The organism is Pseudogemmobacter humi (assembly GCF_900609055.1).
In the GTDB taxonomy this organism is placed as follows: Bacteria; Pseudomonadota; Alphaproteobacteria; order Rhodobacterales; family Rhodobacteraceae; genus Pseudogemmobacter; species Pseudogemmobacter humi.
This window is the reverse complement of the sequence record NZ_UXAW01000071.1, coordinates 66,685-88,847: the sequence shown is the minus strand read 5'-3', so window position 1 is coordinate 88,847 and position 22,163 is coordinate 66,685. Positions and strand designations below refer to the sequence as shown.

General features: G+C 67.6%; 26 protein-coding genes. 10 read left to right on the top strand and 16 right to left on the bottom strand.

Features of this window, described 5'->3' with window-relative positions; translation table 11 throughout:
* Positions 1–28: 28 nt before the first annotated feature.
* Both XINFAN_RS11840 and nirK read right to left on the bottom strand, forming a co-directional pair.
* Positions 29–883 carry an SUMF1/EgtB/PvdO family nonheme iron enzyme gene (locus XINFAN_RS11840; protein WP_124087070.1) on the bottom strand — a complete coding sequence of 285 codons (855 nt, stop codon included), beginning with the start codon at positions 881–883 and terminating at the stop codon, positions 29–31.
* A 63-nt stretch (positions 884–946) separates the two neighbouring features.
* On the bottom strand, positions 947–2,071 hold the full coding sequence (gene nirK / locus XINFAN_RS11835) for a copper-containing nitrite reductase (RefSeq protein ID WP_124087069.1): 1,125 nt from the start codon (positions 2,069–2,071) through the stop codon (positions 947–949).
* A gap of 202 nt (positions 2,072–2,273) precedes the next feature.
* Between nirK and XINFAN_RS11830 the strand changes: the two genes are divergently transcribed.
* Complete coding sequence (locus tag XINFAN_RS11830; RefSeq protein ID WP_124087112.1) at positions 2,274–3,473, top strand: NnrS family protein; 1,200 nt, start codon at positions 2,274–2,276, stop codon at positions 3,471–3,473.
* A gap of 86 nt (positions 3,474–3,559) precedes the next feature.
* Here the strand turns inward: XINFAN_RS11830 and XINFAN_RS11825 are convergent, their stop codons facing one another.
* From XINFAN_RS11825 to XINFAN_RS11815, 3 genes are read right to left on the bottom strand one after another with little or no spacing between them, the layout of a single operon-like run.
* Entirely contained in the window at positions 3,560–3,841 is a 282-nt protein-coding gene (locus XINFAN_RS11825) for a metal-sulfur cluster assembly factor (protein WP_124087068.1), read from the bottom strand.
* Positions 3,841–4,362, bottom strand: coding sequence for a DUF2249 domain-containing protein (locus tag XINFAN_RS11820; protein WP_124087067.1), 522 nt, complete (start codon positions 4,360–4,362; stop codon positions 3,841–3,843). The genes XINFAN_RS11825 and XINFAN_RS11820 overlap by 1 nt, the downstream gene beginning before the upstream one ends.
* Entirely contained in the window at positions 4,340–5,704 is a 1,365-nt protein-coding gene (locus XINFAN_RS11815; protein ID WP_124087066.1) for a hypothetical protein, read from the bottom strand. The genes XINFAN_RS11820 and XINFAN_RS11815 overlap by 23 nt, the downstream gene beginning before the upstream one ends.
* A 174-nt stretch (positions 5,705–5,878) precedes the next feature.
* Between XINFAN_RS11815 and aspS the strand changes: the two genes are divergently transcribed.
* The 3 genes from aspS to XINFAN_RS11800 all read left to right on the top strand — a co-directional run bounded on the left by aspS (position 5,879) and on the right by XINFAN_RS11800 (position 9,146).
* Positions 5,879–7,657 carry an aspartate--tRNA ligase gene (gene aspS, locus XINFAN_RS11810; protein ID WP_124087111.1) on the top strand — a complete coding sequence of 593 codons (1,779 nt, stop codon included), beginning with the start codon at positions 5,879–5,881 and terminating at the stop codon, positions 7,655–7,657.
* Positions 7,657–8,109, top strand: coding sequence for a DUF1993 family protein (locus XINFAN_RS11805; protein WP_124087065.1), 453 nt, complete (start codon positions 7,657–7,659; stop codon positions 8,107–8,109). Before aspS ends, XINFAN_RS11805 begins: the two co-directional genes overlap by 1 nt.
* A gap of 308 nt (positions 8,110–8,417) precedes the next feature.
* Positions 8,418–9,146 carry a GNAT family N-acetyltransferase gene (locus XINFAN_RS11800; protein WP_124087064.1) on the top strand — a complete coding sequence of 243 codons (729 nt, stop codon included), beginning with the start codon at positions 8,418–8,420 and terminating at the stop codon, positions 9,144–9,146.
* Positions 9,147–9,291: 145 nt separating this feature from the next.
* Here XINFAN_RS11800 and XINFAN_RS11795 read toward each other — a convergent pair whose 3' ends face one another.
* Positions 9,292–9,990: a response regulator gene (locus XINFAN_RS11795; protein WP_124087063.1), complete on the bottom strand. Its 699-nt coding sequence runs from the start codon at positions 9,988–9,990 to the stop codon at positions 9,292–9,294.
* 157 nt (positions 9,991–10,147) lie between these two features.
* On the opposite strand from XINFAN_RS11795, the gene mce reads away from it, so the two are divergent.
* Together mce and XINFAN_RS11785 are read left to right on the top strand one after the other, a co-directional pair.
* Positions 10,148–10,552: a methylmalonyl-CoA epimerase gene (gene mce, locus XINFAN_RS11790; RefSeq protein WP_124087062.1), complete on the top strand. Its 405-nt coding sequence runs from the start codon at positions 10,148–10,150 to the stop codon at positions 10,550–10,552.
* A complete protein-coding gene (locus XINFAN_RS11785) occupies positions 10,549–10,845 on the top strand; it encodes a DUF1467 family protein (protein ID WP_124087061.1) in 297 nt (98 codons plus the stop codon). The genes mce and XINFAN_RS11785 overlap by 4 nt, the downstream gene beginning before the upstream one ends.
* 3 nt (positions 10,846–10,848) lie before the next feature.
* Here XINFAN_RS11785 and XINFAN_RS11780 read toward each other — a convergent pair whose 3' ends face one another.
* Together XINFAN_RS11780 and XINFAN_RS11775 are read right to left on the bottom strand one after the other, a co-directional pair.
* Positions 10,849–11,535: an EI24 domain-containing protein gene (locus tag XINFAN_RS11780; RefSeq protein WP_124087060.1), complete on the bottom strand. Its 687-nt coding sequence runs from the start codon at positions 11,533–11,535 to the stop codon at positions 10,849–10,851.
* 4 nt (positions 11,536–11,539) lie between these two features.
* The gene (locus XINFAN_RS11775; protein WP_124087059.1) at positions 11,540–12,118 is read right to left on the bottom strand and encodes a nitroreductase family protein; all 579 of its coding nucleotides are present in this window, start codon (positions 12,116–12,118) and stop codon (positions 11,540–11,542) included.
* A 287-nt stretch (positions 12,119–12,405) separates the two neighbouring features.
* Here XINFAN_RS11775 and XINFAN_RS11770 point away from each other — a divergent pair, with 287 nt between their 5' ends.
* Entirely contained in the window at positions 12,406–12,657 is a 252-nt protein-coding gene (locus XINFAN_RS11770) for a DUF167 domain-containing protein (RefSeq protein WP_124087058.1), read from the top strand.
* Between the two features lie 231 nt (positions 12,658–12,888).
* Here XINFAN_RS11770 and XINFAN_RS11765 read toward each other — a convergent pair whose 3' ends face one another.
* The gene (locus tag XINFAN_RS11765) at positions 12,889–13,134 is read right to left on the bottom strand and encodes a DUF8831 family protein (RefSeq protein WP_124087057.1); all 246 of its coding nucleotides are present in this window, start codon (positions 13,132–13,134) and stop codon (positions 12,889–12,891) included.
* 136 nt (positions 13,135–13,270) lie between these two features.
* On the opposite strand from XINFAN_RS11765, the gene XINFAN_RS11760 reads away from it, so the two are divergent.
* The 3 genes from XINFAN_RS11760 (at position 13,271) to XINFAN_RS11750 (ending at position 14,925) form a co-directional block, all read left to right on the top strand.
* The gene (locus tag XINFAN_RS11760; RefSeq protein ID WP_124087056.1) at positions 13,271–14,029 is read left to right on the top strand and encodes a M48 family metallopeptidase; all 759 of its coding nucleotides are present in this window, start codon (positions 13,271–13,273) and stop codon (positions 14,027–14,029) included.
* A gap of 49 nt (positions 14,030–14,078) precedes the next feature.
* Entirely contained in the window at positions 14,079–14,459 is a 381-nt protein-coding gene (locus XINFAN_RS11755) for a YigZ family protein (protein WP_124087055.1), read from the top strand.
* A 97-nt stretch (positions 14,460–14,556) separates the two neighbouring features.
* Positions 14,557–14,925, top strand: coding sequence for a PRC-barrel domain-containing protein (locus XINFAN_RS11750; protein ID WP_233352196.1), 369 nt, complete (start codon positions 14,557–14,559; stop codon positions 14,923–14,925).
* A gap of 902 nt (positions 14,926–15,827) precedes the next feature.
* Here the strand turns inward: XINFAN_RS11750 and XINFAN_RS11745 are convergent.
* The 7 genes from XINFAN_RS11745 to XINFAN_RS11715 form a co-directional block, all read right to left on the bottom strand.
* The gene (locus tag XINFAN_RS11745) at positions 15,828–16,697 is read right to left on the bottom strand and encodes a transporter (protein ID WP_124087054.1); all 870 of its coding nucleotides are present in this window, start codon (positions 16,695–16,697) and stop codon (positions 15,828–15,830) included.
* A gap of 107 nt (positions 16,698–16,804) precedes the next feature.
* Positions 16,805–17,278 (bottom strand): flavin reductase family protein, encoded by a 474-nt coding sequence (locus XINFAN_RS11740; RefSeq protein ID WP_124087053.1) that lies wholly within the window; start codon positions 17,276–17,278, stop codon positions 16,805–16,807.
* Positions 17,265–17,888 carry an FAD synthetase family protein gene (locus XINFAN_RS11735; protein ID WP_124087052.1) on the bottom strand — a complete coding sequence of 208 codons (624 nt, stop codon included), beginning with the start codon at positions 17,886–17,888 and terminating at the stop codon, positions 17,265–17,267. The genes XINFAN_RS11740 and XINFAN_RS11735 overlap by 14 nt, the downstream gene beginning before the upstream one ends.
* 4 nt (positions 17,889–17,892) lie before the next feature.
* Positions 17,893–19,449 carry a 4-hydroxyphenylacetate 3-hydroxylase N-terminal domain-containing protein gene (locus XINFAN_RS11730; RefSeq protein WP_124087051.1) on the bottom strand — a complete coding sequence of 519 codons (1,557 nt, stop codon included), beginning with the start codon at positions 19,447–19,449 and terminating at the stop codon, positions 17,893–17,895.
* Positions 19,450–19,578: 129 nt separating this feature from the next.
* Entirely contained in the window at positions 19,579–20,586 is a 1,008-nt protein-coding gene (locus XINFAN_RS11725; protein WP_124087050.1) for a VOC family protein, read from the bottom strand.
* 94 nt (positions 20,587–20,680) lie between these two features.
* Entirely contained in the window at positions 20,681–20,935 is a 255-nt protein-coding gene (locus tag XINFAN_RS11720; protein ID WP_124087049.1) for a tautomerase family protein, read from the bottom strand.
* A 231-nt stretch (positions 20,936–21,166) separates the two neighbouring features.
* Complete coding sequence (locus tag XINFAN_RS11715; protein WP_124087048.1) at positions 21,167–22,069, bottom strand: LysR substrate-binding domain-containing protein; 903 nt, start codon at positions 22,067–22,069, stop codon at positions 21,167–21,169.
* Positions 22,070–22,163 lie beyond the last annotated feature (94 nt).

Sequence of the window (22,163 nt, the reverse complement as noted above, 5' to 3'; positions counted from 1 at the left end):
CCAAAAGCCCGCCGGAGGCTTCGGGCGGTCAGGCACCGCCTGCCCCGCCCGGGGTTTCAGGCAAGTCCCGCACCAGGCGGAAGCCCAGGTTGTCGGGCGGCACGCCGACCGAACAGCCGCCGCTTTTCGGTTCGCGCACGAATTCGATGATCGCGGCGCGGTGCAGCCCTTCGGCGATATAGATGCCGCAGCTATCGCTTTCGCGCAGGATCGCGCCGGAGGCATCGGTCTCGATCCGGCGCAGGCAGGTCGAGGTCCATTCCCAGACCGCGCCGCCGATGTCGTGAACGCCGAGTTCATTGACGTTCAGGCTGCCGACGGGGCGGATCTCGCGGTCGCGCTCGCGGTTCAGGGCGGATTCCTGGCGGTATTCGGCGATCCAGCGGGTGGCGGGGTTGGTGGGATCGTCCTCGATCCCCAGCCCGTCGTCGCGAAACAGCGAGCCCGCGGCCTGGGCCCATTCCGCGTCCGAGGGCAGGCGCCAGCTCTCGCCGGTCTCAGTGCTGAACCAGGCGGCATAGGCTCTGGCGTCAAGCCAGGACACGCCGGTCACCGGCAATTCGGCCAGATCCACCGGCCCCGAGGGCGCCGCGCAGGCGCCGGCCTGAACGCAAAGAAGATATTCGCCGGTGCTGACCGGCGTCGCCATGATCTCGACCGGGGCCGGGATCGTCACCATTTCCACCGGCGCATCGACCGGCCGCCCCTCGCGCTGCCAGTCGCCGTCTAGCCGGTGCAGGAAGGGCGCGGGATCAAGGCGCACGACCTGCGGGCCGGGGCCGCTTTCCTGGGTCATCGCAACCGGGGTCGTGGTGACGGGCCAGAGGGAAAAGGCAAGCGCGCTGAGACCGGCGCCTGCGAGAAGCGTGGCGATCGAAGGCATGAGGCTGCTCCGTCAGGAGAGAGAAGGGGGGCCGCCCGCTGCGGGCGGCCCCGGAGAGCTTCGTCAGATCGCGCTCGGCGCCAGCACCTGGGTCATCAGATCGTCGTTCCAGTCGCCCTCGACCATCACATGGCCGGCGGCGCCAAGCTCGAAAGCCTCGATCAGGTTGTGGTTCACATAGGCGTAGATGCCGGGCTGCTCGAAGGTGTAGACCATCAGCCCCGCGGTGCCGCCCGGGATGAACCAGGTTTCCAGACCGACCTCGGGCGGGTTGTTGAACTTGCCCGTGGCCCAGACATAGTTGCCATGGCCGCCGATCAGGTGCGGACGGGTGTCGCGGTTGGCCTGGCTGTGGACGAAGGCCACCGTCTCGCCGACTTTCGCCGTCATCGCATTGTCGCCGGTCAGCGCGCCCACCGCGCCGTTGAACACCACATGGGTCGGCGTCAGGGTCTTCATCACCGCGACCACATCCTCATAGCTTTCGCCGGGGCTGTCGTAGGTCTTCCAGTTGCCGGCCTCGTCGCGCGGCACGTAGAAATCCTGCTCGCCGATGTAATAGACCTTGTCGTATTTCACCGCCTCGCCCTCGCGGCCTTTCAGCCCGTCGCGCGGCAGCACCATGATGGCGCCGTTCATCCCCGAGACCACGTGCCAGGCCACCATTCCGGGCGGCGCGCAGTGATAGACGAAGACGCCGGGCTTGGTGGCTTTCCAGCGCAGGATGGTCTTTTCGCCGGGGTTGACCTGGGTCAGGCCGCCGCCGCCGAGCGCGCCGGTCGAGCTGTGGAAGTCGATGTTGTGCATCAGTTCGTTCGAGGCCGGGTTGATCAGCGTCAGCTCGACATAATCGCCTTCATGCACCACCATCAGCGGGCCCGGCACGGTGCCGTTGAAGGTCGAGGCCCAGTATTCCGCCCCGCTGTCGTCGAGTTTGATCTTCTTCTCGATGATCTCCATCTCGAATTCGACGATCTTCGGCCCGCCGGTCGCCACCTGTTCGTGCTCGTGGACGAAGGGCGGATCGACGAGTTTCACCTTCACCCGCGGCAGATCGGTCAGCTCGGTCGCAACGGCCGGGGTGAGAACCTCTTTCGTCTCGGCGGCCGCCTGGCGCACCTGGGTCAGGGCGCCGGCGATCGCGGCCCCCGCGAGGATGGTGCGTCTGCTGACGGGAAGCGTGGTCATGGCCAGGTCCTTTCACTCTTTCTGGTGCCGGATCGTTTCCGGTTAAGTAAAGAATGACAGAATCCGTCGGCCTCTTCGTTGTGCCGGAACAAGCATCGGTGGGCGAAACGGCCCGTTGCTTGCGCCCGCGCAAAGAGCCTGCGTTTTCAAAGCCTATGGCTGAGATAACGGATTGCCGCGCGCGAAGGAGTGAGACGTGACCATGGTGCAGATCAAGCGTGAGCGAATCCCCCGCGGGCTGAAACAGGACGGCGCGGCGCTGTGGTCCTACGGCTTCCGGCCGTTCTTTCTGGGCGGCGCGCTCTGGGCGGCGCTGGCCATGGCGCTGTGGATCCTTGCGCTCGTTTACGGCCTGCCGCTCGGCGGCGAGTTCGGGGCGCCCCTGTGGCACGCGCATGAGATGGTGTTCGGCTTCGCGCCTGCGGTGCTGGCGGGGTTCCTGCTGACCGCGATCCCGAACTGGACCGGCGCGCTGCCGGTCTCGGGCGGGCGGCTGATCGGTCTGACCGCCGTCTGGGCGGTGGGGCGGGTCGCGATGGCGGCGGCGGCGCTGACCGGGCCCTGGCTGGCGGCGGTGCTGGACAGCGCCTTCCTGCCGGTGCTGCTGGCCATCGCCGCGCGCGAGATCATCGCCGGGCGCAAATGGAACGACCTGAAGGTGCTGGGCGGCGTGAGCGCGATCATGCTGGGCAATATCGGCTTTCATCTCGCGGTGCTGAACGGCGGCGATCCGGCGCCCTGGCTGAGGGGCGGCGTGGCGGGTTATGTGGTGCTGGTGCTGATCATCGGCGGCCGCATCATCCCGAGCTTTACCCGCAATTGGCTGAGCCAGCGCGGCGCGACCCTGCTGCCGGTGGCCTACAACCGTTTCGATCTGGGCGTGATCGGCGTTTCGGCGGCGGTGCTGGCGCTCTGGGTTCTGGTGCCCGGGGCGGGCCTGCTGATGCCGCTGGCGCTGCTGGCGGCAGTGCTGAACGCGCTGCGGCTGGCGCGCTGGCGCGGGCTGGCGACGCGGGCCGAGATGATCCTCTTCATCCTGCATCTGTGCTACGCCTGCGTGCCGCTCGGCTTTCTTGCCATCGCGGCGGCGGCCTTTGAGCTGATCCTTCCGGCTTCGGCGCTGCATGTACTGACGGTGGGGGTGATCGGCGGCATGATGCTGGCGGTGATGACGCGGGCGACGCGCGGCCATACCGGGCGGGCGCTGACGGCCTCGCGGCTGACCAGCCTGTCCTATCTCTGCATCCTCGCCGCGGCGCTTGCGCGGCCGCTGGCCGATGTGACCGGCGGCGCGCTCTTGATGGAGGCGGCGGGCGCGCTCTGGATCCTCGGTTTCGGACTGTTCGTTGCGGAGCATGCCGGGATGCTTCTGCGCGAGCGCCGCAAGCCGCGCGGCGGCTGAGACGGAACGGCCGGGCTTCCCGGGCCCGGCCGTATCGTTGCGGATTATCGCATCCGCTGGTGTCAGAGCGGCCGCATCCGCTGGTCTCAGAGGGGTCGCATCCGCTCGGGCGTCCAGGGCGGATCCCAGGTCAGCCGCACCTCGGCCCGCGCCACGCCCGGCACCCCGGCCACCGCCGCCTCGGCCCCGAGCCGCAGCATCTCGGACAGGGGGCAGCCGCGGGTGGTGGTGGTCATCTCGACCTCGGCCAGCCCGCCCTCGGTGCGGATGCCGTAGATCAGCCCCATCGCCACCAGGTCGCGCCCGGTCTCGGGGTCGATCACCGAGGTCAGCGCCTGCTCCACCCTGTCGCGCAGACCCCTGTCCATCACAGCCCCCCCGCGCGGATCAGCAGCCGGTAGGTCGCGCCGTCCTGGGCGAAATTCCCCGCCCATTCATGGCCCCGCGTGGCGAGTTCAGGAAACAGGAACATCGGCTCGCGGTCCAGCAGCGCGAAGAGCACGCTGCCCGGCTCCATCGTCTCGACGGTCTCCAGGATCCGCACCATCGGCTCGGGCGGCTCCAGCCCGGCCAGATCCAGCGTCAGGACGGGGTCCGGCCAGAGGATGGCCGCCGCCGCGCTGCCCGGGGCGAGGCCGGGTTCCGGCGCCGCTTCGGCCACGGGGGTGAAGGTGACCTCCCAGCCCCCGCCGGGAAGCTGGCGGTCGCTGGCCGCATAGCCGCGGTTCGCCATCACGTTGAACAACGGCACCGGGCGGAACGGAGCGATCAGCCGCAACGCCTGGCCCGGGATCAGAGCGTCGGCCGCCGCCATGATGGCGGCGAAAGGCTCTTCGCCACGGGCGAGTTGCGGGCGGACATCAAGTTCATATGGGGTGGGGGCGGTCATGAAGGGAACTCCGGCCCTGGACAGGGGTGGGATGAGGGGGAAGGATCACGGGTGGCAACAGAGCGGGACGCAGGGCAGGCGAAAGATGGCGCAGACGGCGGATCGCCCAGGCCTCACGCGTAAGGCCGAGCGCGGCGACGAGCATCAGCGCGGCGGCGAGGCGGAAGCCGGGACCGGTCTGCGCCAGCAGCGCCAGCGTGGCGCAGGCCGCGCCCGCCGTCCAGAGCCAGAGCCAGCGGGCGACCGTGCGCGGATCGCTCAGATCCTGCACCATCGGCACTTTCTGCCGCCCGATCAGCGGCGAGAACACCTGGATCCAGGTCAGGAAACTGGTGATCTTGATCATCTGCGCCAGCGTCAGCGTCGAGAGCCAGCCCGCCAGCGCCAGGAACACCGCCGCCTCGGCGAAAGGGCCGCCGAGAAGCGCCGCGGGCGCCAGCAGAACCAGCGTCGCGACAAGGAACACCAGCGAGACCCGGCTGAAATTCATGTTGACCTCGGGCCGGGGGCGGCGGCGCGCGCGCCAGAGCCGGAAGATCTCGGCCAGATAGCACAGGCCCGCAAGGGCGCCGGTGGCCAGCGCAAGCGCGAGCGGCAGCGCGGTGTCCTGCTCCAGCCAGGCCATGATCAGCGCGGCGAGCGCCAGCGCCAGCGCCGCCAGCGCGGCGAAGAACCCGGCGCGGCGCAGACGGGTGTCGCGCTCGGGTGCCAGCAGGAACATGGCGAACAGCTTGTAGCTGACCCCCATCGCTGCCAGCGTCAGCCAGCCGCCCGCGCCCAGCACCATATGCACCGGAAGCCCCCCGCTCACCAGCCCGCCCGGGCCGAACCCGGTCAGCGCCAGCGCCATCCCCGCGCCGCTGAACCACAGCGCCGCAAGACCCGCGAGGCCCGCCAGCACCGCGCGCGCCTCGCTCTGCCGCCAGGCGCCCCTGCCCGCCAGCACCGGCGCCAGCATCGCCAAGGCGAAGCCGAAGGCCAGCGCCAGCGGCAGCGGCGCAAGGCTGAGCAGCGGCCGCCCTGGCTCCCATCCGTCCAGCGCGAGGAACCCCGCCGCCAGCATCAGCGTGCCTAAGGCGCAGAAGAGCAGCGCGGGCAGCGCCAGGCCGGGCCGCGCCAGCGGCCGCGCCGCCAGAACCGGCGCGAACTGGATCAGCGAGCCCAGCATCATCTGGCACAGCCAGCCGAGCGCGAAGAGATGCACCACCGCCAGCGCCGCGCCTCCGGCCCAGTCCGCGGGCCCGCCATAGCCCGCCACCGCCAGCGTCAGCGACGCCAGCAGAAAGGCCAGCGCACTGGCGAACCAGGCGATGGTCCATCGGGAAAGTTGTTTTCCAGGCATCGCGCACCCCGTTTGTTGTGTTGCAGACTCGGGCAAAGCCGGCGGCGCGTCTTTGTCATCGCGCAAATTCGGCGCGGTTCCGGCAAGGCGCGGGATGCGCGGGCTTGACTTCAACCGGCCCGGGCGTTCTATCGGGCCGCGATGAACAACAGCGCCTCGGGAAGGGGAATGACCATGCACGCCTATCGCAGCCACACCTGTGCGGGGCTCAACACGGCCAATGTGGGCGAGGTGGTGCGCCTGTCGGGCTGGGTCCATCGGGTGCGCGATCATGGCGGCGTCTTGTTCATCGACCTGCGCGACCATTACGGCATCACCCAGGTGCTGGCCGACAGCGACAGCCCGGCCTTCGCCGCGATGGAGAAGGTGCGCGCCGAATATGTCGTGCGCATCGACGGAAGGGTGAAGGCGCGCGACGCGAGCCTCGTGAACCCGAAGATCCCCACCGGCGAGATCGAGGTCTATGTGACCGGGCTGGAAGTGCTGGGCCCGGCCGAGGAACTGCCGCTGCCGGTGTTCGGCGAGACGGAATATCCCGAGGAAACCCGGCTGACCTACCGCTTCCTCGATCTGCGGCGCGAGACGATGCACCGCAACATGATGCTGCGCTCCAACGTGGTGCGCTGGCTCAGGAACAAGATGTGGGATCAGGATTTCACCGAGTTCCAGACCCCGATCATCACCGCCTCGTCGCCCGAAGGGGCGCGCGACTTCCTCGTGCCCTCGCGCCTGCACCCCGGCAAATTCTACGCCCTGCCGCAGGCGCCGCAGCAGTTCAAGCAGCTGATCCAGGTCGCCGGTTTCGACCGCTATTTCCAGATCGCGCCCTGTTTCCGCGACGAAGACCCGCGCGCCGACCGCTCGCCCACCGATTTCTACCAGCTCGACCTGGAGATGAGCTTCGTCACCCAGGACGACGTTTTCGCCGCCGTCCAGCCGGTGATCCAGGGCTTGTTCGAGGAATTCGGCAATGGCCGCAAGGTCGATGCGGAATGGCCCCGGATCGCTTACCGCGACGCGCTGAAATGGTATGGCTCGGACAAGCCCGACCTCAGGAACCCGATCCGCATGGCGGATGTGTCGGAACATTTCCGCGGCTCGGGCTTCGCGATCTTCGCGAACCTGCTGGAAAACGAGGGCACCGAGGTTCGCGCCATTCCCGCGCCGACCGGGGGCAGCCGCAAATTCGCCGACCGGATGAATGCGTTTGCGCAGAAAGAGGGCCTGCCGGGCATGGGCTATATCTTCTGGCGCAAGGCCGGGGACGGCTCGACCGAGGCCGCAGGCCCCATCGCCAAGGCCATCGGCCCCGAGCGGACCGAGGCGATCCGCCTTGAACTGGGCCTGAACGAGGGCGATGCCGTCTTCTTCCTCGGCGGCAAGCCCGAGGTGTTCGAGCCGGTCGCGGGCCGCGCCCGCAACGAGATCGGCCGCGAACTGGGGCTGACCGAGACCGACAGCTTCCGCTTCGCCTGGATCGTCGATTTCCCGATGTATGAGAAAACCGACGACGGGAAGATCGACTTCAGCCACAACCCGTTCTCGATGCCGCAAGGCGGGATGGAGGCGCTGGCGGGCGACCCGCTCCAGGTGCTCGGCTGGCAATACGACCTTGCCTGCAACGGCTATGAACTGATCTCGGGCGCGATCCGCAACCACAAGCCGGAAATCATGTATAAGGCGTTTGAACTCGCGGGCTATCCGGCTTCCGAGGTGGACAGCCGTTTCGGCGGCATGGTCAAGGCGTTCCGCTACGGCGCGCCGCCCCACGGCGGCTGCGCGGCGGGGATCGACCGGCTGGTGATGCTGCTGGCGGATACCACGAACATCCGCGAGGTCATCATGTTCCCGATGAACCAGCGGGCCGAGGATCTTTTGATGAATGCGCCGTCCGAGCCGAGCAACGAACAGCTGCGCGAATTGCGGCTGAGGGTGATCCCGAAAGAAAGCTGATGTACCAGGCCACGGTCCCCGTCTTTCGCCACTACCTGTCCCGCATCGCGGACATCGTGGCGATCGCGGGGCCGGATGCGCTGGACGCCCCGGGCGCCGACGGAATGACGGCCCGCCAGCAGTTCGCCGCTGCGGCGGGCCTTTCCATGCGGGTGGCCTGTCCGCTCGCCGGGCGCGAGGTGCCCGACCTGCCCGAGGCGCTTGGCCCCCGCCTCGCGGTGGCGCGTGCGCTGCTCGGGGTGATGAAACCGGCCGATTTCACGGGCGCCGAAGCGCGGCTCATCCGCCACGCAGAGGGCGCTGCGGTGCCGGAGCAGCCGGCGACGGAATTTCTGTTCCTCTGGGGGCTGCCGAATTTCTTCTTCCACATGAGCCTCGGCTATGCCGCGCTGCTTGCCGCGGGCGTGGCGCTGGAAAGGGCCGATTTCGACGGGCTTCCCTTCGGCCGGTAACGCCGCGGCCAGCGCCTGATCCGGGGCGTTCCGGGCGTCAGAATGCGAAGAGGCGGCCCGACAGGGCGGATGCAGCGAAAACCGCGCGCAATATCCCGGCAGATTCCGCGTGAACGCGCGGGGCGCCGCATCCGCTGCCGGCCATGACGCCCGGAGAGCGGGCAGTCCAGGCCGCTTTCGTTTCGGGGGGAGCGCAGCGAAGGGCCAGGTCCAGTTGCGCCCCGGCAGCGAAGCCAGAAGGGCAGCACCTTGCAGCGCGCAGGTCCGCGTCCTAGCGTGGCGGCGGAGAACGACCAGGGGAGAGCGGGATGAGCGGCAGGAACGAAATCGGAAAGCCCGGGCCAGAGGTCGCCGGCTGGGTCCCGCCGCCCGCGCCCGCCGATCTGGTGCTTGAGGGCCGGGCGGTGCGGCTGGAGCCACTGTCGGCCGACCTTCACGCCGCCGATCTCTATGCCGCCTTTTCCGGCCATGACGAGCTGTGGACCTACATGCCGAACGGCCCCTTCGTTTCGGCAGGCGCCTATCACCGCTGGGCCAAAGAGGCCGAAGGCGGCGCGGATCCCTATTTCCTCGTGCTGCGCGACCGGGTGGGCGGGCATTGCATCGGCATTGCCTCATATCTCAGGATCACGCCGCAGATGGGGGTGATCGAGGTCGGCCACATCTGTTTCTCGCCCGCCATGCAGCGGGGGCTGGCGGCGACCGAGGCGATGTATCTGATGATGGACTGGGCCTTCCGCGCCGGTTACCGCCGTTACGAATGGAAGTGCAACGCGCTGAACATCCCCTCGCGCCGCGCCGCGCAACGGCTGGGCTTCAGCTTCGAGGGGCTGTTCCGCCAGCACATGATCGTCAAGGGCCGCAACCGCGATACGGCCTGGTTCTCGGTGATCGACAGCGAATGGCCAGCCCTGTCCGAGGCTTTCCGCGCCTGGCTGTCGCCCGCGAATTTCGACGCCGAAGGACGGCAGCGCGAGCGGCTCTCGGATCTGACGCGGCTGGTGCGCGCGGGATCGGATCCGGCGTTGCAGGGCTGAGAAGGCGCGGCCTGATTGCCCTGGCGTGTTTCGTGGAAGCGGGCGAGGGCAATCGGACCGTTCTGCCGGGGGCTCTGATGCGGAGGATCCGCACACCCCGATTGTCTGACGGCGGCCGGCGCGGATCTTCCCCGTCAGCGGTATCTTATCCCGCCGCGCGGAAGGCTTCGGTCCGCCCGATCCGGTCGCGCAGGACGGCGCCGATCCCGCTGCCAGACTGCCCTCTGCCCACCGCCTCGGAAACCGCGGCCAGCGCCGGATCATGCGCCTGGAGCGCGAGGCCCGAGAGGAAGCCGCGCAGCCAGTCGCGGGTCGGTGCCCCGGGCCGGGCCAGCGCGGCTTCGGCCATGCGCAGGTCGTCGCGCAGCGCCAGCGGGTCGGGCGTGATCCCGGCGTGGAAGGGACGCGCGCGCAGATGCCGGTCGCTCAGATGCGACAGGATCGCTGCCTGAAAGCCCTGAAGATCCGGCAGCGGCTTTTCCAGAAACCCGGCCGCCCCGGCGGCGAGTGACGCCCGCCCGCCGCCCGCGTCGCCGCTGGTGCCGAAAACCACCGGCCCCCCGGCGACCGAGAGGCTGCGGATCAGATCCTCGCCGCGCCCGTCGGGCAGGCCCAGATCGACGATCGCCACATCGGGCCGGTAGAGCCGCAGATGCGAGACCGCCGCCGCGAGGCTCTCGGCCCGGCGCAGCCGCGCGCCCGAGCGCTGGCACATCAGCCGCAGCGCATCGCTGGTGAAGCGGCTGTCCTCGACCGCGAGAATGGTCAGCCCGCGCAGGGGCAGCGGCGCCTGCGGCACGGGCGGAGCGGAAAACAGGGCGGACATCTCGTCGGATCGGGGCATGGCAGATACCTCGGGGATTGCGGGGGCAGGGATGCGCCTTGCAGGCTGGCACAGCAGGATGAACGGGGCGTTAACGCCCCTGAACGCAGCCTGCCCCTTGCCCGCGTTCGCCCCCGCGCGCATAAGCGTCAGGGCCATCGGAGCAAGGGAGAATGAGATGATCGGACGTCTGAACCATGTCGCCATCGCGGTGCCGGATCTTGCCGCGGCCATGGCGCAGTATCGCGATACTCTCGGCGCGAAGGTCGGCGCCCCGCAGGACGAGCCCGATCACGGCGTGACGGTGGTATTCATCGAACTGCCGAACACCAAGATCGAATTCCTGTATCCCCTGGGCGAGAACTCTCCGATCACCGGGTTTCTGGAGAAGAATCCCGCCGGCGGCATCCACCACATCTGCTATGAGGTCGATGACATCCTCGCCGCCCGCGACCGGCTGAAGGAACAGGGCGCGCGCGTCCTTGGCACCGGCGAGCCGAAGATCGGCGCGCATGGGAAGCCGGTGCTGTTCCTGCATCCCAAAGACTTCAACGGCTGCCTCGTGGAGCTTGAACAGGTATGAACATCACCTCGGCGCTGGTCCTCTATGCGGTCATCTGGTTCCTGACCTTCTACATCGTGCTCCAGCTGCGCACCCATACGCAGCAGGATACGGGCGAGGTCGTGCCGGGCACCCCGGCCAGCGCCCCGGCGAAAGAGAATGTCGGCCGCAGCGCGCTGATCGCGACCGCCTTCGCCACCGCGCTCTGGGCAGCGGTGGCGGGGATCATCGTCTCCGGCTGGATCACCGTGCGCGACTTCGACTTCCGCGGCACGCTGCCGCCCGAGGAAGAGGAAAGCCAGAGCGGCGGTTGAGCCTTACAGCCCTTCCGCCGCGCTGCGGTGCATCAGCCGGGTGAAGGTGGCGGCGGCGAGGAACGGGATCGCCAGGTTCACCACCGGTACCGCCAGCGGCACCGCCATCGCCAGCCCGGCCAGCCAGATCCGGCTCACCGAAGCATCGCGCAGCCGGGCCACGGTTTCCGGCGGGAAGCGGCGCGCGGCGGCCAGGGTGAAGTACTCGCGCCCGAGCAGCCCGCCATTGGCCAGAAACCACAGGGCAATCGCCATCGGACCGAGGAACGCCAGCGCCATCCCCGTCAGCGCATTTGCCACAATCAGCAGGCCGATGAAATTGACGGTATGGCGCAGACGGCCGCCGGGCAGGGCAGGCGGCCCCGCGGGCGGAAGCCAGGCGAAATCCCGCGCCTCGACCGCCGCCGCCACATCGCCCAGAAACAGCGCGGCGAAAGCGGCGGCCACCGGCACCATCAGCAGAAACGACATCATCAGCATGACGAGGATCGAGCGCAGGCCCAGCAGATCCGCAAGCCCCTTGCCAGCGAAAGCCACGTCTCCGTCACCGATCGACGCGAGGAATATCAGAAACGCCGCATAGGCCGCGACCAGCAGCGCAAGCGTCAGGGCCAGCGCGATCAGCCCGAGGCGGCGGAATTCCGGCTCGCGCAACTGGCCGAGCGTGTCGCGGAAGGCGCGCAGGATCATCGTCTCAGCCGAGGCCCCATTGCACCACGCGGGCCGGATCGGGGCGGGGGCGATCCGGGAAGCTGCGGCCCGGGGTCGCGATATGCACGATCCCGGCGACGCGCTCGTCTGCGGTGCAGCCGAAGGCGCGGGCGCGGAAAACCTCGTCATGCGCGGGCCAGCCGGACAGCCAGTTCGCGCCCCAGCCCGCCGCGCAGGCCACCGTCAGCAGGTTCATGCAAAGCGCCCCCGCCGAGAGCACCTGCTCGGCCAGCGGGATCTTGTCCGAGGCTTTGGGCGAGGAAATCACCGCCACCGCCAGCCGCCCGCGGTCGAACTGGCCGCGCCCCTTTTCGATCTTTTCCGGATCGGCACCCAGCTCCTTCGCCCGCGCCTCGGCAAGATCGGCGAGCCGGGTGAAGTCCGCCCGCTCCAGCACGATCAGCCGCCAGGGCTCCAGCTTGCCGTGGTCGGGAACCCTGAGCGCAAGGCGCAGGATCTCTTCCAGTTCCGCGCGCGCGGGAACCGGATCGTCGAACATCTTCGCGGGCTGCGACAGCCGGGTCGCGAGGAAATCGAGGGCGGGCTGGTTTCGGTCGCTCATGGTGTTCTCCGTCTCGGGTCGGGGGCAGATTAGGCGCTCGGCGCGAAACAGGCCAGCGCCTGCATCCCGGGCCGGCGTCGGCTGCCTCCGGCGGGGATATTTAGAGACAGAAAATGAGCAGAGCCGCTTTTCCTCATTTTCTGTCTGAAAATATCCCGGGGGAGAGCGCCGCAGGCGCGAGGGGGCAGGGCCCCCTCCTGCAACGTGGCAGCAAGACGGAGTGGCCCGGCCCTTGCGCGCGGGGGCGGGGCGGGCGACAACGGTGCGGGAAAACGCCGGAGGGGATCATGAGCCTGCCCGATCTCAGCGCCTTGGCCGTCCCGGGGACCGGGATCGCCGTCCGTGTCACCCCGAACGCGCGCCGCGCAGGGCTGGAGCCGGGGGCGCCGATCCGCATCTCGGTCACCGTGGTCCCCGAGGATGGCAAGGCGACCGAGGCCGCGCGGGTTATGCTGGCCGGGGCGCTCGGGGTGGCGAAGAGTCGCCTCGTGCTTATCCGTGGCGCGAAATCGCGCGACAAGCTGTTTCGCCTCGACTGAGCCCCCAATGCGCTTTGGCCGCCCGGGACGGAGCGCCGGAGAGGAAGGTGCCGACCCCGGACGAAGACCGTTCGGGGTGTCCGCTATGGCGGCGGCCCGGCGGATTGCGGAGGTAGGGTTCTTCAGGCACTGCCTATGTGGTGCATTTCCCGTGGTCTGAGCAACGACGCGGGTTCCCGCCGCGAGGGATAGCAGGAGCGGCCTGTCCGGCGCGCGAGTGTTCCCCTCCGCTCAGCCCTCGCGCCGCTCGATCCGGTAGCTGCCTTCGGGCAGGTCCAGCGCCGCCGCCAGATCGGCGAGCTGCGAGGTCGAGAGCGTGATCCGCATCGTCTCGTCGGTGTCGGGATCGGTCTGTTCGATCGTCACGCATTCCTCGAACGCATGGATGATCACGTCGCCGGTCAGCGGCATCTCGCTTTCGCCCTCGTCGATGAGGGTGACGATGGTGGCGTCGAATTCGTGCTCGATGGTGAACATGCGCCCAAGGCTAGCCCGGCGCGGGCAGGGGGGCAACGGATTCGGCGCGACCGCGCGATGACGGGGATGTGATCGGCCCCCCGGGCGGGCGCGATGGCGCTGGCCTCATGCGGGCGGCTGGATTATCTCACGCAGCATGTTCGCCGATTCCCTGATCCCTTCCTTGCGCGCTTTGCTGCCCGCCGCTTTGCTGGCGCTGTCGGGCTGCGTCGGCGCGCTGCCCTATGCGGTGCCCGGCGAGCCGCCCGCGGCCGCTTCGGCCTGGTCGGGGATCGTGACCGCCTCGGGCAGGCCCCTGCCTTCAAACGCGCCGATCATGACGGTGGCGGCGCGGGTCGAGCCGGTGATCGAGGCCATGTGCAAACAGAAGGTGCGCGGGCGCAGCTGCGATTTCCACATCGCGGTGGACGACGAGCCGGGCCAGCCCGCCAATGCGTTCCAGACCCTCGATCCGCAGGGCCGTCCGGTGATCGTCTTCACCAAAGCCCTGCTCGACATGGCCCGGAACCAGGACGAACTGGCTTTCGTTCTGGGCCATGAGGCCGCGCATCACATCGCCGGCCATATCCCGCGCCGCCAGGATCAGGCGACGACCGGGGCGATCCTCGTCGGCATCCTCGGCCAGGCCTCGGGGCTGAGCGGGGCCGAATTGCAGCGCGTGCAGGAGATCGGCGCGGGCCTCGCCGCCCAGCATTACTCGAAGGAATTCGAGCTGGAGGCGGATTCGCTTGGTGCCGAGATCGCGCTGGTGGCGGGCTATGATCCCTTGCGCGGCGCGGCCTTCTTCAGCCGCCTGCCCGATCCGGGCGACCGTTTTATGGGCAGCCATCCCGCCAATGCCGAGCGCCAGGCGGTGGTCGCGGCCACGGTGCGGCGGCTTGGCGGCGGCGGCTGACCGGAAGCTGAGGGCTTGACCCCGCGCCGCCCGGCGGCGATGCAGGGCCATGTCCGACGATCTGCCCGGAGACGGTTTCACTTTGCCCGACGTGCTGCGCGACCGCGGCTCGCGCTATGCGGTTTCGGGCGGGCGCGTCGCGGGGCGCGAGGATGCGCTTGCCTTCCTCGCCGCGCTGAAACGCGGCAAGAAATTCGCCAGAGCCACGCATAATTCCTGGGCGGTGCTGCTGTCCGGCGATGGCCCGCTGAAGAACGACGATGGCGAAAGCGGCGCCGGGGCGATCATCCTGCGCATGCTTGAGCGCGAGGGGCTGACCGATCACATCGTCGTCGTCACCCGCTGGTATGGCGGCGTGCATCTGGGCGGCGACCGTTTCGCCCATGTCACCACCTGTGTGCGGGCCTGGCTGGACGCGCGGCGGGGGTGAATGCCGGCGATCCTCCGCCGCAACGGCGCGCGCGGGGAACAGCAGGTGCCTCTGCCGCGTTTCCTTCAGGTAGAAACCGATACCCCAGGAGGATAAGATGCAACAGGCACAGACCCCGGGCACGCGCCCGATCCACACCATGGTTTCCAGCGCCGACGTGAACGGCACCGATGTGTTCAGCCCGGTCGGCGACCATCTCGGCAAGATCGACCATCTGATGATCGACAAGGTGAGCGGCAACATCGCCTATGCGGTGCTGAGCTTCGGCGGTTTCCTTGGCCTTGGCGCCACCCAGCATCCGCTGCCCTGGCGCAAGCTGAGCTATGACGTGACCAAGGGCGGCTATGTGACCGACATCACCAAAGCGCAGCTGGAGGGCGCCCCGGAACTGCCGCAGGACTGGCTGGATAACCACGAATATGCGCGGAAGTCCTACGATTACTACGGGATACCGTATTACTGGTAAGGCCGGGAGCCGTCGCCGGCATGGCGGCGGTTTCGTGAACCGCTCGGGTGGGGCTTCCGGCTTATGCAGGGCGGGCGCCTGCACGGGGGGCAATCCGGGGCGGGCTGTGTCCCGCCTGCGCGGGGCGGAGCTTTCACAGCTTCGCCCGATCAGCGCCCCCCGATCAGCGCCCCGGCGCGCTCAGGACCGGCGGCGCAGTGTCACCGGAGGATCGCGGGTAGCCGGTCAGCACGGCGACACGGCGCCGGCGCCCGGCGAGCCGGCGGTCGAAGTCTCCTGCGGCCGGTCGTTGGCCGGACAGGTTCGCACAATGCATCCTGGTTTCCGCGCGGGTTACGGCGGTGAGATCCGCTTTGTGGCCGCCAGAGGGTCGGGCAGGCGGGCGTCGATACGCGCGGGAGTTCGTTGCCTGCGACGGGCGCCGGTGGTCTCGGGTTGAACGCCACTGGTTTGGAAGAGCCTGCGACAGGATGCGGATCTGAACCCCGGCATCCTGCCGGTCGAAGTCTCTCGCCATGCTGCGCTCACCGGGGGGAGACATCTCATCCGATCGTCGGGCAAACACGATCGGGGCATTCGATGCCCGGATCAAAGGCTGATCCTGCTCACCCGGGACTGTTTTCCGATCCTCCTCACCTCTCCGCGCGACTTTGGCGATGATATCCGGGCCATTTCTTCCGGTTGGCCCGGATACCCGCCGAAGCCTTTGCAGGCGCGCAACGAAGCGCTGCGAGCCTGCGGGGCCGGGTCGGTTCCCGGTGACGGTCAACAGCCAGGGTGAGCCGCCCGGACCAGATGGCGAGCACCGGAAAAGTTCTTCCGCAGTCTGCATGCGCCGTCAGCACCGCCCGATAGCGGATCTGTCGGCCTGGCCTGCGTCACAGCGGCTCCCGGGTAAGCGGTCAGAACACTTTCAGCAGGCGGACCTGCGCCACCGTTGAATACTCGAATCCGCCTTCGACATGCAGATCACGCGCCAGCATGCCCTGAATCTGCAATCCCTCGCCGATGAAGGTGGAGCCGTAAAGCCGGATCTGGTCGCGCCGGATCTTCTGGCCGGTCCCGACGCCGCCGACCGTCAGATCGCCCCCGAACTGCCCGGAAAGGCCAAGGGCGAAATTCGTCTCCGGCGAGAATTGTTTGCGCAGCATGGCCTGGACCTGCCAGGCGGGATCGCGCGACACTTCCACCCCGTTCTCGGTATGATCGAGGCTCAGGGCCACATCCGCCACCGCATCAAGGTAAAACCCGTTGCCAAGCCCCTGGATCAGGCCGATCTGCGGGGTGAGGGTCCAGGTGCCCTCGCCGATGCCGACGCTGCCCATCTCATAAGCGCCGGTCGGGGCGGTGAGAAAGGCGGTGAGGCCGATGGTGGTGCCGGTCTCGGGATTGGCGGGCTTCACCGGCCAGTAGGTGATCCCGAGCGTCAGATCGCCGAGGCCCTCCTCGACCGGCAGCGCGCCGCCGCCGATCTGCGCGGTGGAGATGTCCGAGACCGGCAGCACGAACTGCAAGAGCACCGTCTCATCCCCGATGGTGGTGTAATTCAGCCCGCGCAGGATCGCGACATTGGCGCTGAATTTCGATCCCGGCACTTCTGCGCCATTCAGAATGAACCTGTCAGAGCTCAGATGCTGGAGATAGAGCAGCCCCATTTTCGTGCCGCCGGGCATCAGCGTGTAATCCGCCGGCCCGACATCAATCGCCATCGCGGGCAGAGCGGCACCCGTCACCGCCAGCGCCAGAGCGGCCGTCGTCAGAAATTTCGTCATGATTTTCTCCCTGTTTTATCTGTTTGCCCGCGCAAAACCGTCCCATCCCCGCCGCGTCACCGGCGGAGCAAGGCCCATCAGCGGGCGTGTGGATGCTGAAGGCGGATCTAGCCGGCGAGGCCGCCGAACCGTCCGGCGCAGAACAGCAGCGGCCGGGCGCCGTCGGCGCGGTCGATCCCGGTCACGCGGCCGATGAAGAGCGTGTGATCGCCCGCCTCCACCTCCTGCGCGACCTCGGCCAGAAAGACCGCCGCCGCGCCGGGCACCACCGGAAGATCGCCGCGCCGCTCAAAGACCTCTGCCAGATGCGGGTTGTGCCGCCCGGCAAAATGCTGCGCGATAGGTTCCATATCCTGCGCAAGGATGCTGACCGCATAGCATCCGGCCTCGCGCACCTTGCCATGCATCCGGCTCTTGCGGTCCAGCGAGATCGAGATCAGCGGCGGATCGAGCGAGACCGACATGAAGGCGTTGGCGGTCATGCCATGGTCGCCGTCCTGCGTGGTCGTGCTGATCACCGTCACGCCGGTGGCGAAACTGCCGCAGGCGTCGCGCAGGGCGCGCGGGTCAATTCCAGCCATCCATGGCCTCCCTGTGATGCAGGTTGAGTGTCATATGCGCGCCGGACGGGGCGCAGATCAGCGCCGCTTCCGGCCCCATCAGGGCGCTGCCGCATTCACCGCGCGTCCTCAGATCACGCAGCCGGGTTGAGGAAATCGTCTCGCCGGCGGCACAGCATACCGGTGCGGCCAGGGTGACCGGGAAATGCTCTGCCAGCAGCGCCACATCGCCCGATTGCCGCGCGCCAAAGCGGAAATCCGCGCCGACATGGATGTGCCGGGGGCTGATACGCGTCAGATCCGCGATGAACTGCGCGGCTGTGCGGGCGGCATAGGACGGGCCGAACGGGATCACCACGATCAGATCCGGCCCGAGACGGGCAATCCGGGTGAGCTTTTCCTCAAGGCCACACAGCGGAGCGGCCCGCCCGAACACCACCTTGGGCGGCGGATCGAAGGTCCAGATCACCGATTGCAGACCAAGCCGCCAGCCATCGGCCACCGCAGCCTGGATCAGCCGCTGATGCCCCAGATGCACCCCGTCAAAGGCGCCGATGGCCAGCACCGAGCCCGCCATCGGAGCGGGGGCGCCGAGGCTGACTTCGGTTACCGCCCCTCCGAACTCCAGCATCGGATCAGCCCTGGAACCCGGCTTTCAGCCGGTTCACATCCCAGGGGTTGATCATGTCCGGCGCCGTCCAGCCGTCGAGATCATATTCCGCCATATAGTCATCGACCATCTGCCGCATCGCATCCAGCTGGCCGGTGCCCTGCGCCATATACATGGTTTCGATGCGGATATTCTCGTAATTCCCGGCGTAATTGGTCTCGTAAAGCTCGTGCCGGCCGCCGAATTCCGACCCCATCGCGTCCCAGAGCAGCTTCAGCAGCTTCACCCGGTCAATCGCCGCGATGCCGTTTGAGCCGCGCACAAAACGGTCGAGCAGCGGGCGGACCTCCTCATTCTGGAAATCCAGCGCCGAGGCGGGCAGATAGATCAGACCCGAGGCGATATGACGCTCGATCAGCTCTTTGATGCGGTTATAGGCCATCGGCGCAAAGACGCGGTAGGCGGTGGCCGAGTTCAGGTTGGGCTGCACATAGCCATCCGTTCCCGGCCAGCCGATGGGGTTCAGCGCCATCGCATCCGAGAGACCCCAGAACAGGTTGCGCCAGGCGATCACCTCGCCCACGGCGGTCTGCGGGCCGCGGAAGCCCGAGGCCCCGGTGGTTTCCAGCGCCTTCGAGAACAGCCCGGCGATGAAATCGAGCTTCACCGCCAGCCGGGTGACGCCGTGGAAGGTGAAGCGCGGCACGAACCCCGACAGCGGCACGAAGGAGTTCACCCGGTCCGGGTCGCCATACATGAAGACGTTTTCCCAGGGCACCAGCACCTTGTCGAACACCAGAATCGCGTCATTCTCATCAAGGCGCGAGGACAGCGGATAGTCGAACGGCGTTCCCATCACCGCCGCGTTCAGTTCATAGCTCACGCGGCTGATCAGCTTCACGCCCGAGGCACACATCGGCACCGTGCAGATCAGCGCATATTTCTTGTCCTTCACCGGCAGGCCGTAATGCGCGATGAAGTTCTGATGCGTCAGCGCCGAGCCGGTGGCGACCACTTTGGCGCCCGAGACGATCAGCCCGGCATCGGTTTCCTTCTCGACATGCATGAAGACGCCGCCGGTCTCCTCGATGGGCAGATGGCGGTCGATGGGCGGATTCACGATGGCATGGTTCCAGTATTCCACCCGCTCCTGGGTCTGGCGATACCAGGCCTTCGCATTGCCGGCATATTCGCCGTAGAAATCGGCATTGGCGCCCAGCGTGCCGAGGAAAGACGCCTTGTAATCAGGCGAGCGCCCCATCCAGCCGCAGGCCACGCCTTGCAGCCGGGCGATGGCGTCGCGGGCCTGGACCAGATCGCCCGCGGTGCGCGGCGCCTTGAAGAACGGATGCGTCCAGCCGCCCGAGCCGGTATCCGTCACCACCCCAAGCGTGTCTTTCTCGGCATTCAGCCGGTCATACCAGCGCGCCACCATCCGCGCCGAGTTGCGGAAGGCGGGATGGCTGGTGACATCCTTTACCCTCTCGCCATGGATCCAGACTTCGCGCGTGTCGCGGATCGAATCCAGATATTCATCCCCCTTGTAAGGGGTAAGACCCTGAACGGGCGCCTGATCTTTCATTGCATTCCTCCTCGGACATATCGCGCCGGTCGCGGCACCCTCCCCGGTGCGCGTCTGGCCTGTCCCCTGTTGCGTTGATCCTTTGCAGGTCACGGGCGGCGGGCGCCGGCTGGCACCCGCCGCCTGGAATTACTCTGCCGGTTCGACCTCGGCGGCCCTGGCGGCCTCGGCGGCCGCCTCGACGATGGGGGTGCCGTAGACGAAGAAATCCTGCGGCAGGTCGCCGCCGATCCAGACGCCGCCCTCGCTCCAGAAATTGGTCTCGTCCCAGGTGACGGTCTTCCATTCCGGGTCGAAGATCAGGTAGCCGCAATCGCCGAACAGCTCGATCCGGTTGCCGCCGGGCTCGTAGAAATAGATGAAATAGCCCTGGCTGATGCCGTGTTTCGCCGGGCCCGCCTCGATATGCAGGCCGTATTCCTTCAAGAGATCCGCGATGTCGAGCATCTGCCCCTGGCTGCCATACCAGAAGGCCAGATGGTGCAGCCGGTTGCCGTGACCGGAATTGTCCTTGGTCATGGCGATCTCATGCACCAGCGGGCTGACCGACAGCCAGCAGGCCAGCTCATCCTTGCCGCCGAAGACCACATTCTCGCGCTTCTGGAAGCCGAGCGTCTCCTGCATGAAGGTCGCGTTCTTCGTCACATCCGAGACCATGATGTTCACATGGTCCAGACGCCGCACCGGCACGCCGCTGAGCGGGCGTTTCTGCGCGCGGCTCAGGAGACGCGAGCGCTGCGCCTCGGTCGGCTTGAAATATTCGACATCCCAGAACAGATGGTTCACATGGCCGTCGGGCGTGGTGAATTCATAGGCGCGCCCATAGCCCTTGTGCCCCTCGACCCACCGGCCGGGCTGGCCCGAGGCCGCAATCGCCGCAACCCGGCGCTCCAGCGCCTGGGGCGACATCGCGCGCCAGGAGATGACGCCGACCCCGGCCTTGTCCGAGCGCGTCAGCTTCATCGAATGGTGATAGCGGTCCTCATAGGCGCGCAGATAGGCCGATTTCCCGTCTTCGGCCTGTTTGTACATGCCGAGAAACGTCTCGAAGAAGTTCAGCGATTCCTCGTATTTCGGGGTGAAAATCTCGACCATGGCCAGTTGCGCCACGTCATGGATCGGTTCTTGAAACGTCATGGTTCCTCCCTTTCGGAAAAGGGTCTGCCGGCCATTCCCCTGCCGCGCGCGCCCCGATTGATATGTCTTCCGCCCTCCTCCGGGCGTGTTGTGGTCAGGATTGTGCCTCGCCCGCGTGCAGAATATGGCCGCTATGGCCGTTCTTGCCCGCCTCGGACGCCGTGGCTTCGGCAAAGCGTGGCTCGCCCGCGACCGAGAAATGCCCCGATTGCAGTTCATGGATCATGATCCGCACCGCCGATGGCCGAACGTCGAGCGTCTCGGCCACGGCTTCCGTGACGCGGCGCATCATCGCCTGCTTCTGGCTGTCCGTCCGGCCCTCCATGATGTGGACCTGAATGATTGGCATCTTGCACCTCGCTTTGGCCTGACGATCACGCGGGGGCAACCGGCTCCCTCCCCCGGTTTTCGGCGGGGTCCGGGGTCATCGGCAGCGCCTCCATCGCTGCGTCATGAGGTCAGAGTGCAGAGCATGAGCCTTTCTTTCAAATACCATTTGAAAGCTGGTTCCATACGGGAAACGTATAGAGATAAGCCCCGTGCAGCCGGCCCGGGAGGGCCGGGTAAGATACTGATAAATCTATTTATTTCCAACAGGATTGCGGCCGGCCCAGTCCCGCGCCACCGCGAGGAAGTTCTGCAAAACCGGCGAGCTGTCGCCCTCGCGCCAGATGCAGGACAGATCGACGGTCACCGGCTCCGCCAGATCAAGCTGGCGGAAGGCCACCCCCGGCATGGTGACCGAGCTGATCGATTCCGGCACGAGGCAATTTCCGAATCCCGAGGCCACCAGCGCCATGCCGGTAAAGGCGTCGCCGACCACCTGGCCCACCTGCGGCGTGAAGCCGTTGGAGCGGAAAAGATCGGCCACCGCCTCGACGAAACCCGGCGCGCGGCTGGCGGGAAACAGGATCAGCGGCTCTTTCGCGAGGCTCGCGAGGCTGACCGGGCGGTCGCCGCCGGGGCGGCTGGCGCTGACGGTGGCAAGGATACGCTCGCGCGAGATTTCCTCGATGGAAATGCCGGGCTCCGGGTCGAGCAGCCGGTTGAAGCCGACATCAATGGTGCGGTTCAGAAGCGCCTCGACCTGGCGCATTTTGTCCATCGGATGCAGCATGATATGGACGTTCGGGTAAAGCTGTTTGAACGCCTGGATGATGCCCGGAATGATGCCGACAATCGCCGAGCCGAAGATCCCCACATCCAGCCGCCCCAGATCGCCGCGCGCGGCGCGCAGCACGCGCTGGCCGGCCTGATCCATCAGCCCGATGATATTGCGCGCCTCGGCCAGCAGGATCTCACCGGCCTGGGTCAGTTCGACCCCGCGCGGGTTGCGGATGAAGAGGGGCGCTTTCAGCTCCTCTTCCATCTGCTGGATCTGCCGCGTCACCGGCGGCTGCGAGACGTTGAGCCGCTGCGCCGCGCGGCCGATGTTCAGCTCTTCCGCGACGGCGACGAAATATTTCAGCTGGCGGATGTTCATCAGCGGTTCCCTCCGTCCTGTCCGCCCCGATCAGGCCAGCCGGAAGGGGGGATATGTCAAGACCCGCCGCGGCCCTGGTGGCCGTCGGCGGGTC

Excerpts from the sequence above, each read along its gene's own strand:
- XINFAN_RS11840 (WP_124087070.1), bottom strand. The coding sequence starts at position 883 with ATGCCTTCGATCGCCACGCTTCTCGCAGGCGCCGGTCTCAGCGCGCTT.
- nirK (WP_124087069.1), bottom strand. The coding sequence starts at position 2,071 with ATGACCACGCTTCCCGTCAGCAGACGCACCATCCTCGCGGGGGCCGCG.
- XINFAN_RS11830 (WP_124087112.1), top strand. The coding sequence starts at position 2,274 with ATGGTGCAGATCAAGCGTGAGCGAATCCCCCGCGGGCTGAAACAGGAC.
- XINFAN_RS11825 (WP_124087068.1), bottom strand. The coding sequence starts at position 3,841 with ATGGACAGGGGTCTGCGCGACAGGGTGGAGCAGGCGCTGACCTCGGTG.
- XINFAN_RS11820 (WP_124087067.1), bottom strand. The coding sequence starts at position 4,362 with ATGACCGCCCCCACCCCATATGAACTTGATGTCCGCCCGCAACTCGCC.
- XINFAN_RS11815 (WP_124087066.1), bottom strand. The coding sequence starts at position 5,704 with ATGCCTGGAAAACAACTTTCCCGATGGACCATCGCCTGGTTCGCCAGT.
- aspS (WP_124087111.1), top strand. The coding sequence starts at position 5,879 with ATGCACGCCTATCGCAGCCACACCTGTGCGGGGCTCAACACGGCCAAT.
- XINFAN_RS11805 (WP_124087065.1), top strand. The coding sequence starts at position 7,657 with ATGTACCAGGCCACGGTCCCCGTCTTTCGCCACTACCTGTCCCGCATC.
- XINFAN_RS11800 (WP_124087064.1), top strand. The coding sequence starts at position 8,418 with ATGAGCGGCAGGAACGAAATCGGAAAGCCCGGGCCAGAGGTCGCCGGC.
- XINFAN_RS11795 (WP_124087063.1), bottom strand. The coding sequence starts at position 9,990 with ATGCCCCGATCCGACGAGATGTCCGCCCTGTTTTCCGCTCCGCCCGTG.
- mce (WP_124087062.1), top strand. The coding sequence starts at position 10,148 with ATGATCGGACGTCTGAACCATGTCGCCATCGCGGTGCCGGATCTTGCC.
- XINFAN_RS11785 (WP_124087061.1), top strand. The coding sequence starts at position 10,549 with ATGAACATCACCTCGGCGCTGGTCCTCTATGCGGTCATCTGGTTCCTG.
- XINFAN_RS11780 (WP_124087060.1), bottom strand. The coding sequence starts at position 11,535 with ATGATCCTGCGCGCCTTCCGCGACACGCTCGGCCAGTTGCGCGAGCCG.
- XINFAN_RS11775 (WP_124087059.1), bottom strand. The coding sequence starts at position 12,118 with ATGAGCGACCGAAACCAGCCCGCCCTCGATTTCCTCGCGACCCGGCTG.
- XINFAN_RS11770 (WP_124087058.1), top strand. The coding sequence starts at position 12,406 with ATGAGCCTGCCCGATCTCAGCGCCTTGGCCGTCCCGGGGACCGGGATC.
- XINFAN_RS11765 (WP_124087057.1), bottom strand. The coding sequence starts at position 13,134 with ATGTTCACCATCGAGCACGAATTCGACGCCACCATCGTCACCCTCATC.
- XINFAN_RS11760 (WP_124087056.1), top strand. The coding sequence starts at position 13,271 with ATGTTCGCCGATTCCCTGATCCCTTCCTTGCGCGCTTTGCTGCCCGCC.
- XINFAN_RS11755 (WP_124087055.1), top strand. The coding sequence starts at position 14,079 with ATGTCCGACGATCTGCCCGGAGACGGTTTCACTTTGCCCGACGTGCTG.
- XINFAN_RS11750 (WP_233352196.1), top strand. The coding sequence starts at position 14,557 with ATGCAACAGGCACAGACCCCGGGCACGCGCCCGATCCACACCATGGTT.
- XINFAN_RS11745 (WP_124087054.1), bottom strand. The coding sequence starts at position 16,697 with ATGACGAAATTTCTGACGACGGCCGCTCTGGCGCTGGCGGTGACGGGT.
- XINFAN_RS11740 (WP_124087053.1), bottom strand. The coding sequence starts at position 17,278 with ATGGCTGGAATTGACCCGCGCGCCCTGCGCGACGCCTGCGGCAGTTTC.
- XINFAN_RS11735 (WP_124087052.1), bottom strand. The coding sequence starts at position 17,888 with ATGCTGGAGTTCGGAGGGGCGGTAACCGAAGTCAGCCTCGGCGCCCCC.
- XINFAN_RS11730 (WP_124087051.1), bottom strand. The coding sequence starts at position 19,449 with ATGAAAGATCAGGCGCCCGTTCAGGGTCTTACCCCTTACAAGGGGGAT.
- XINFAN_RS11725 (WP_124087050.1), bottom strand. The coding sequence starts at position 20,586 with ATGACGTTTCAAGAACCGATCCATGACGTGGCGCAACTGGCCATGGTC.
- XINFAN_RS11720 (WP_124087049.1), bottom strand. The coding sequence starts at position 20,935 with ATGCCAATCATTCAGGTCCACATCATGGAGGGCCGGACGGACAGCCAG.
- XINFAN_RS11715 (WP_124087048.1), bottom strand. The coding sequence starts at position 22,069 with ATGAACATCCGCCAGCTGAAATATTTCGTCGCCGTCGCGGAAGAGCTG.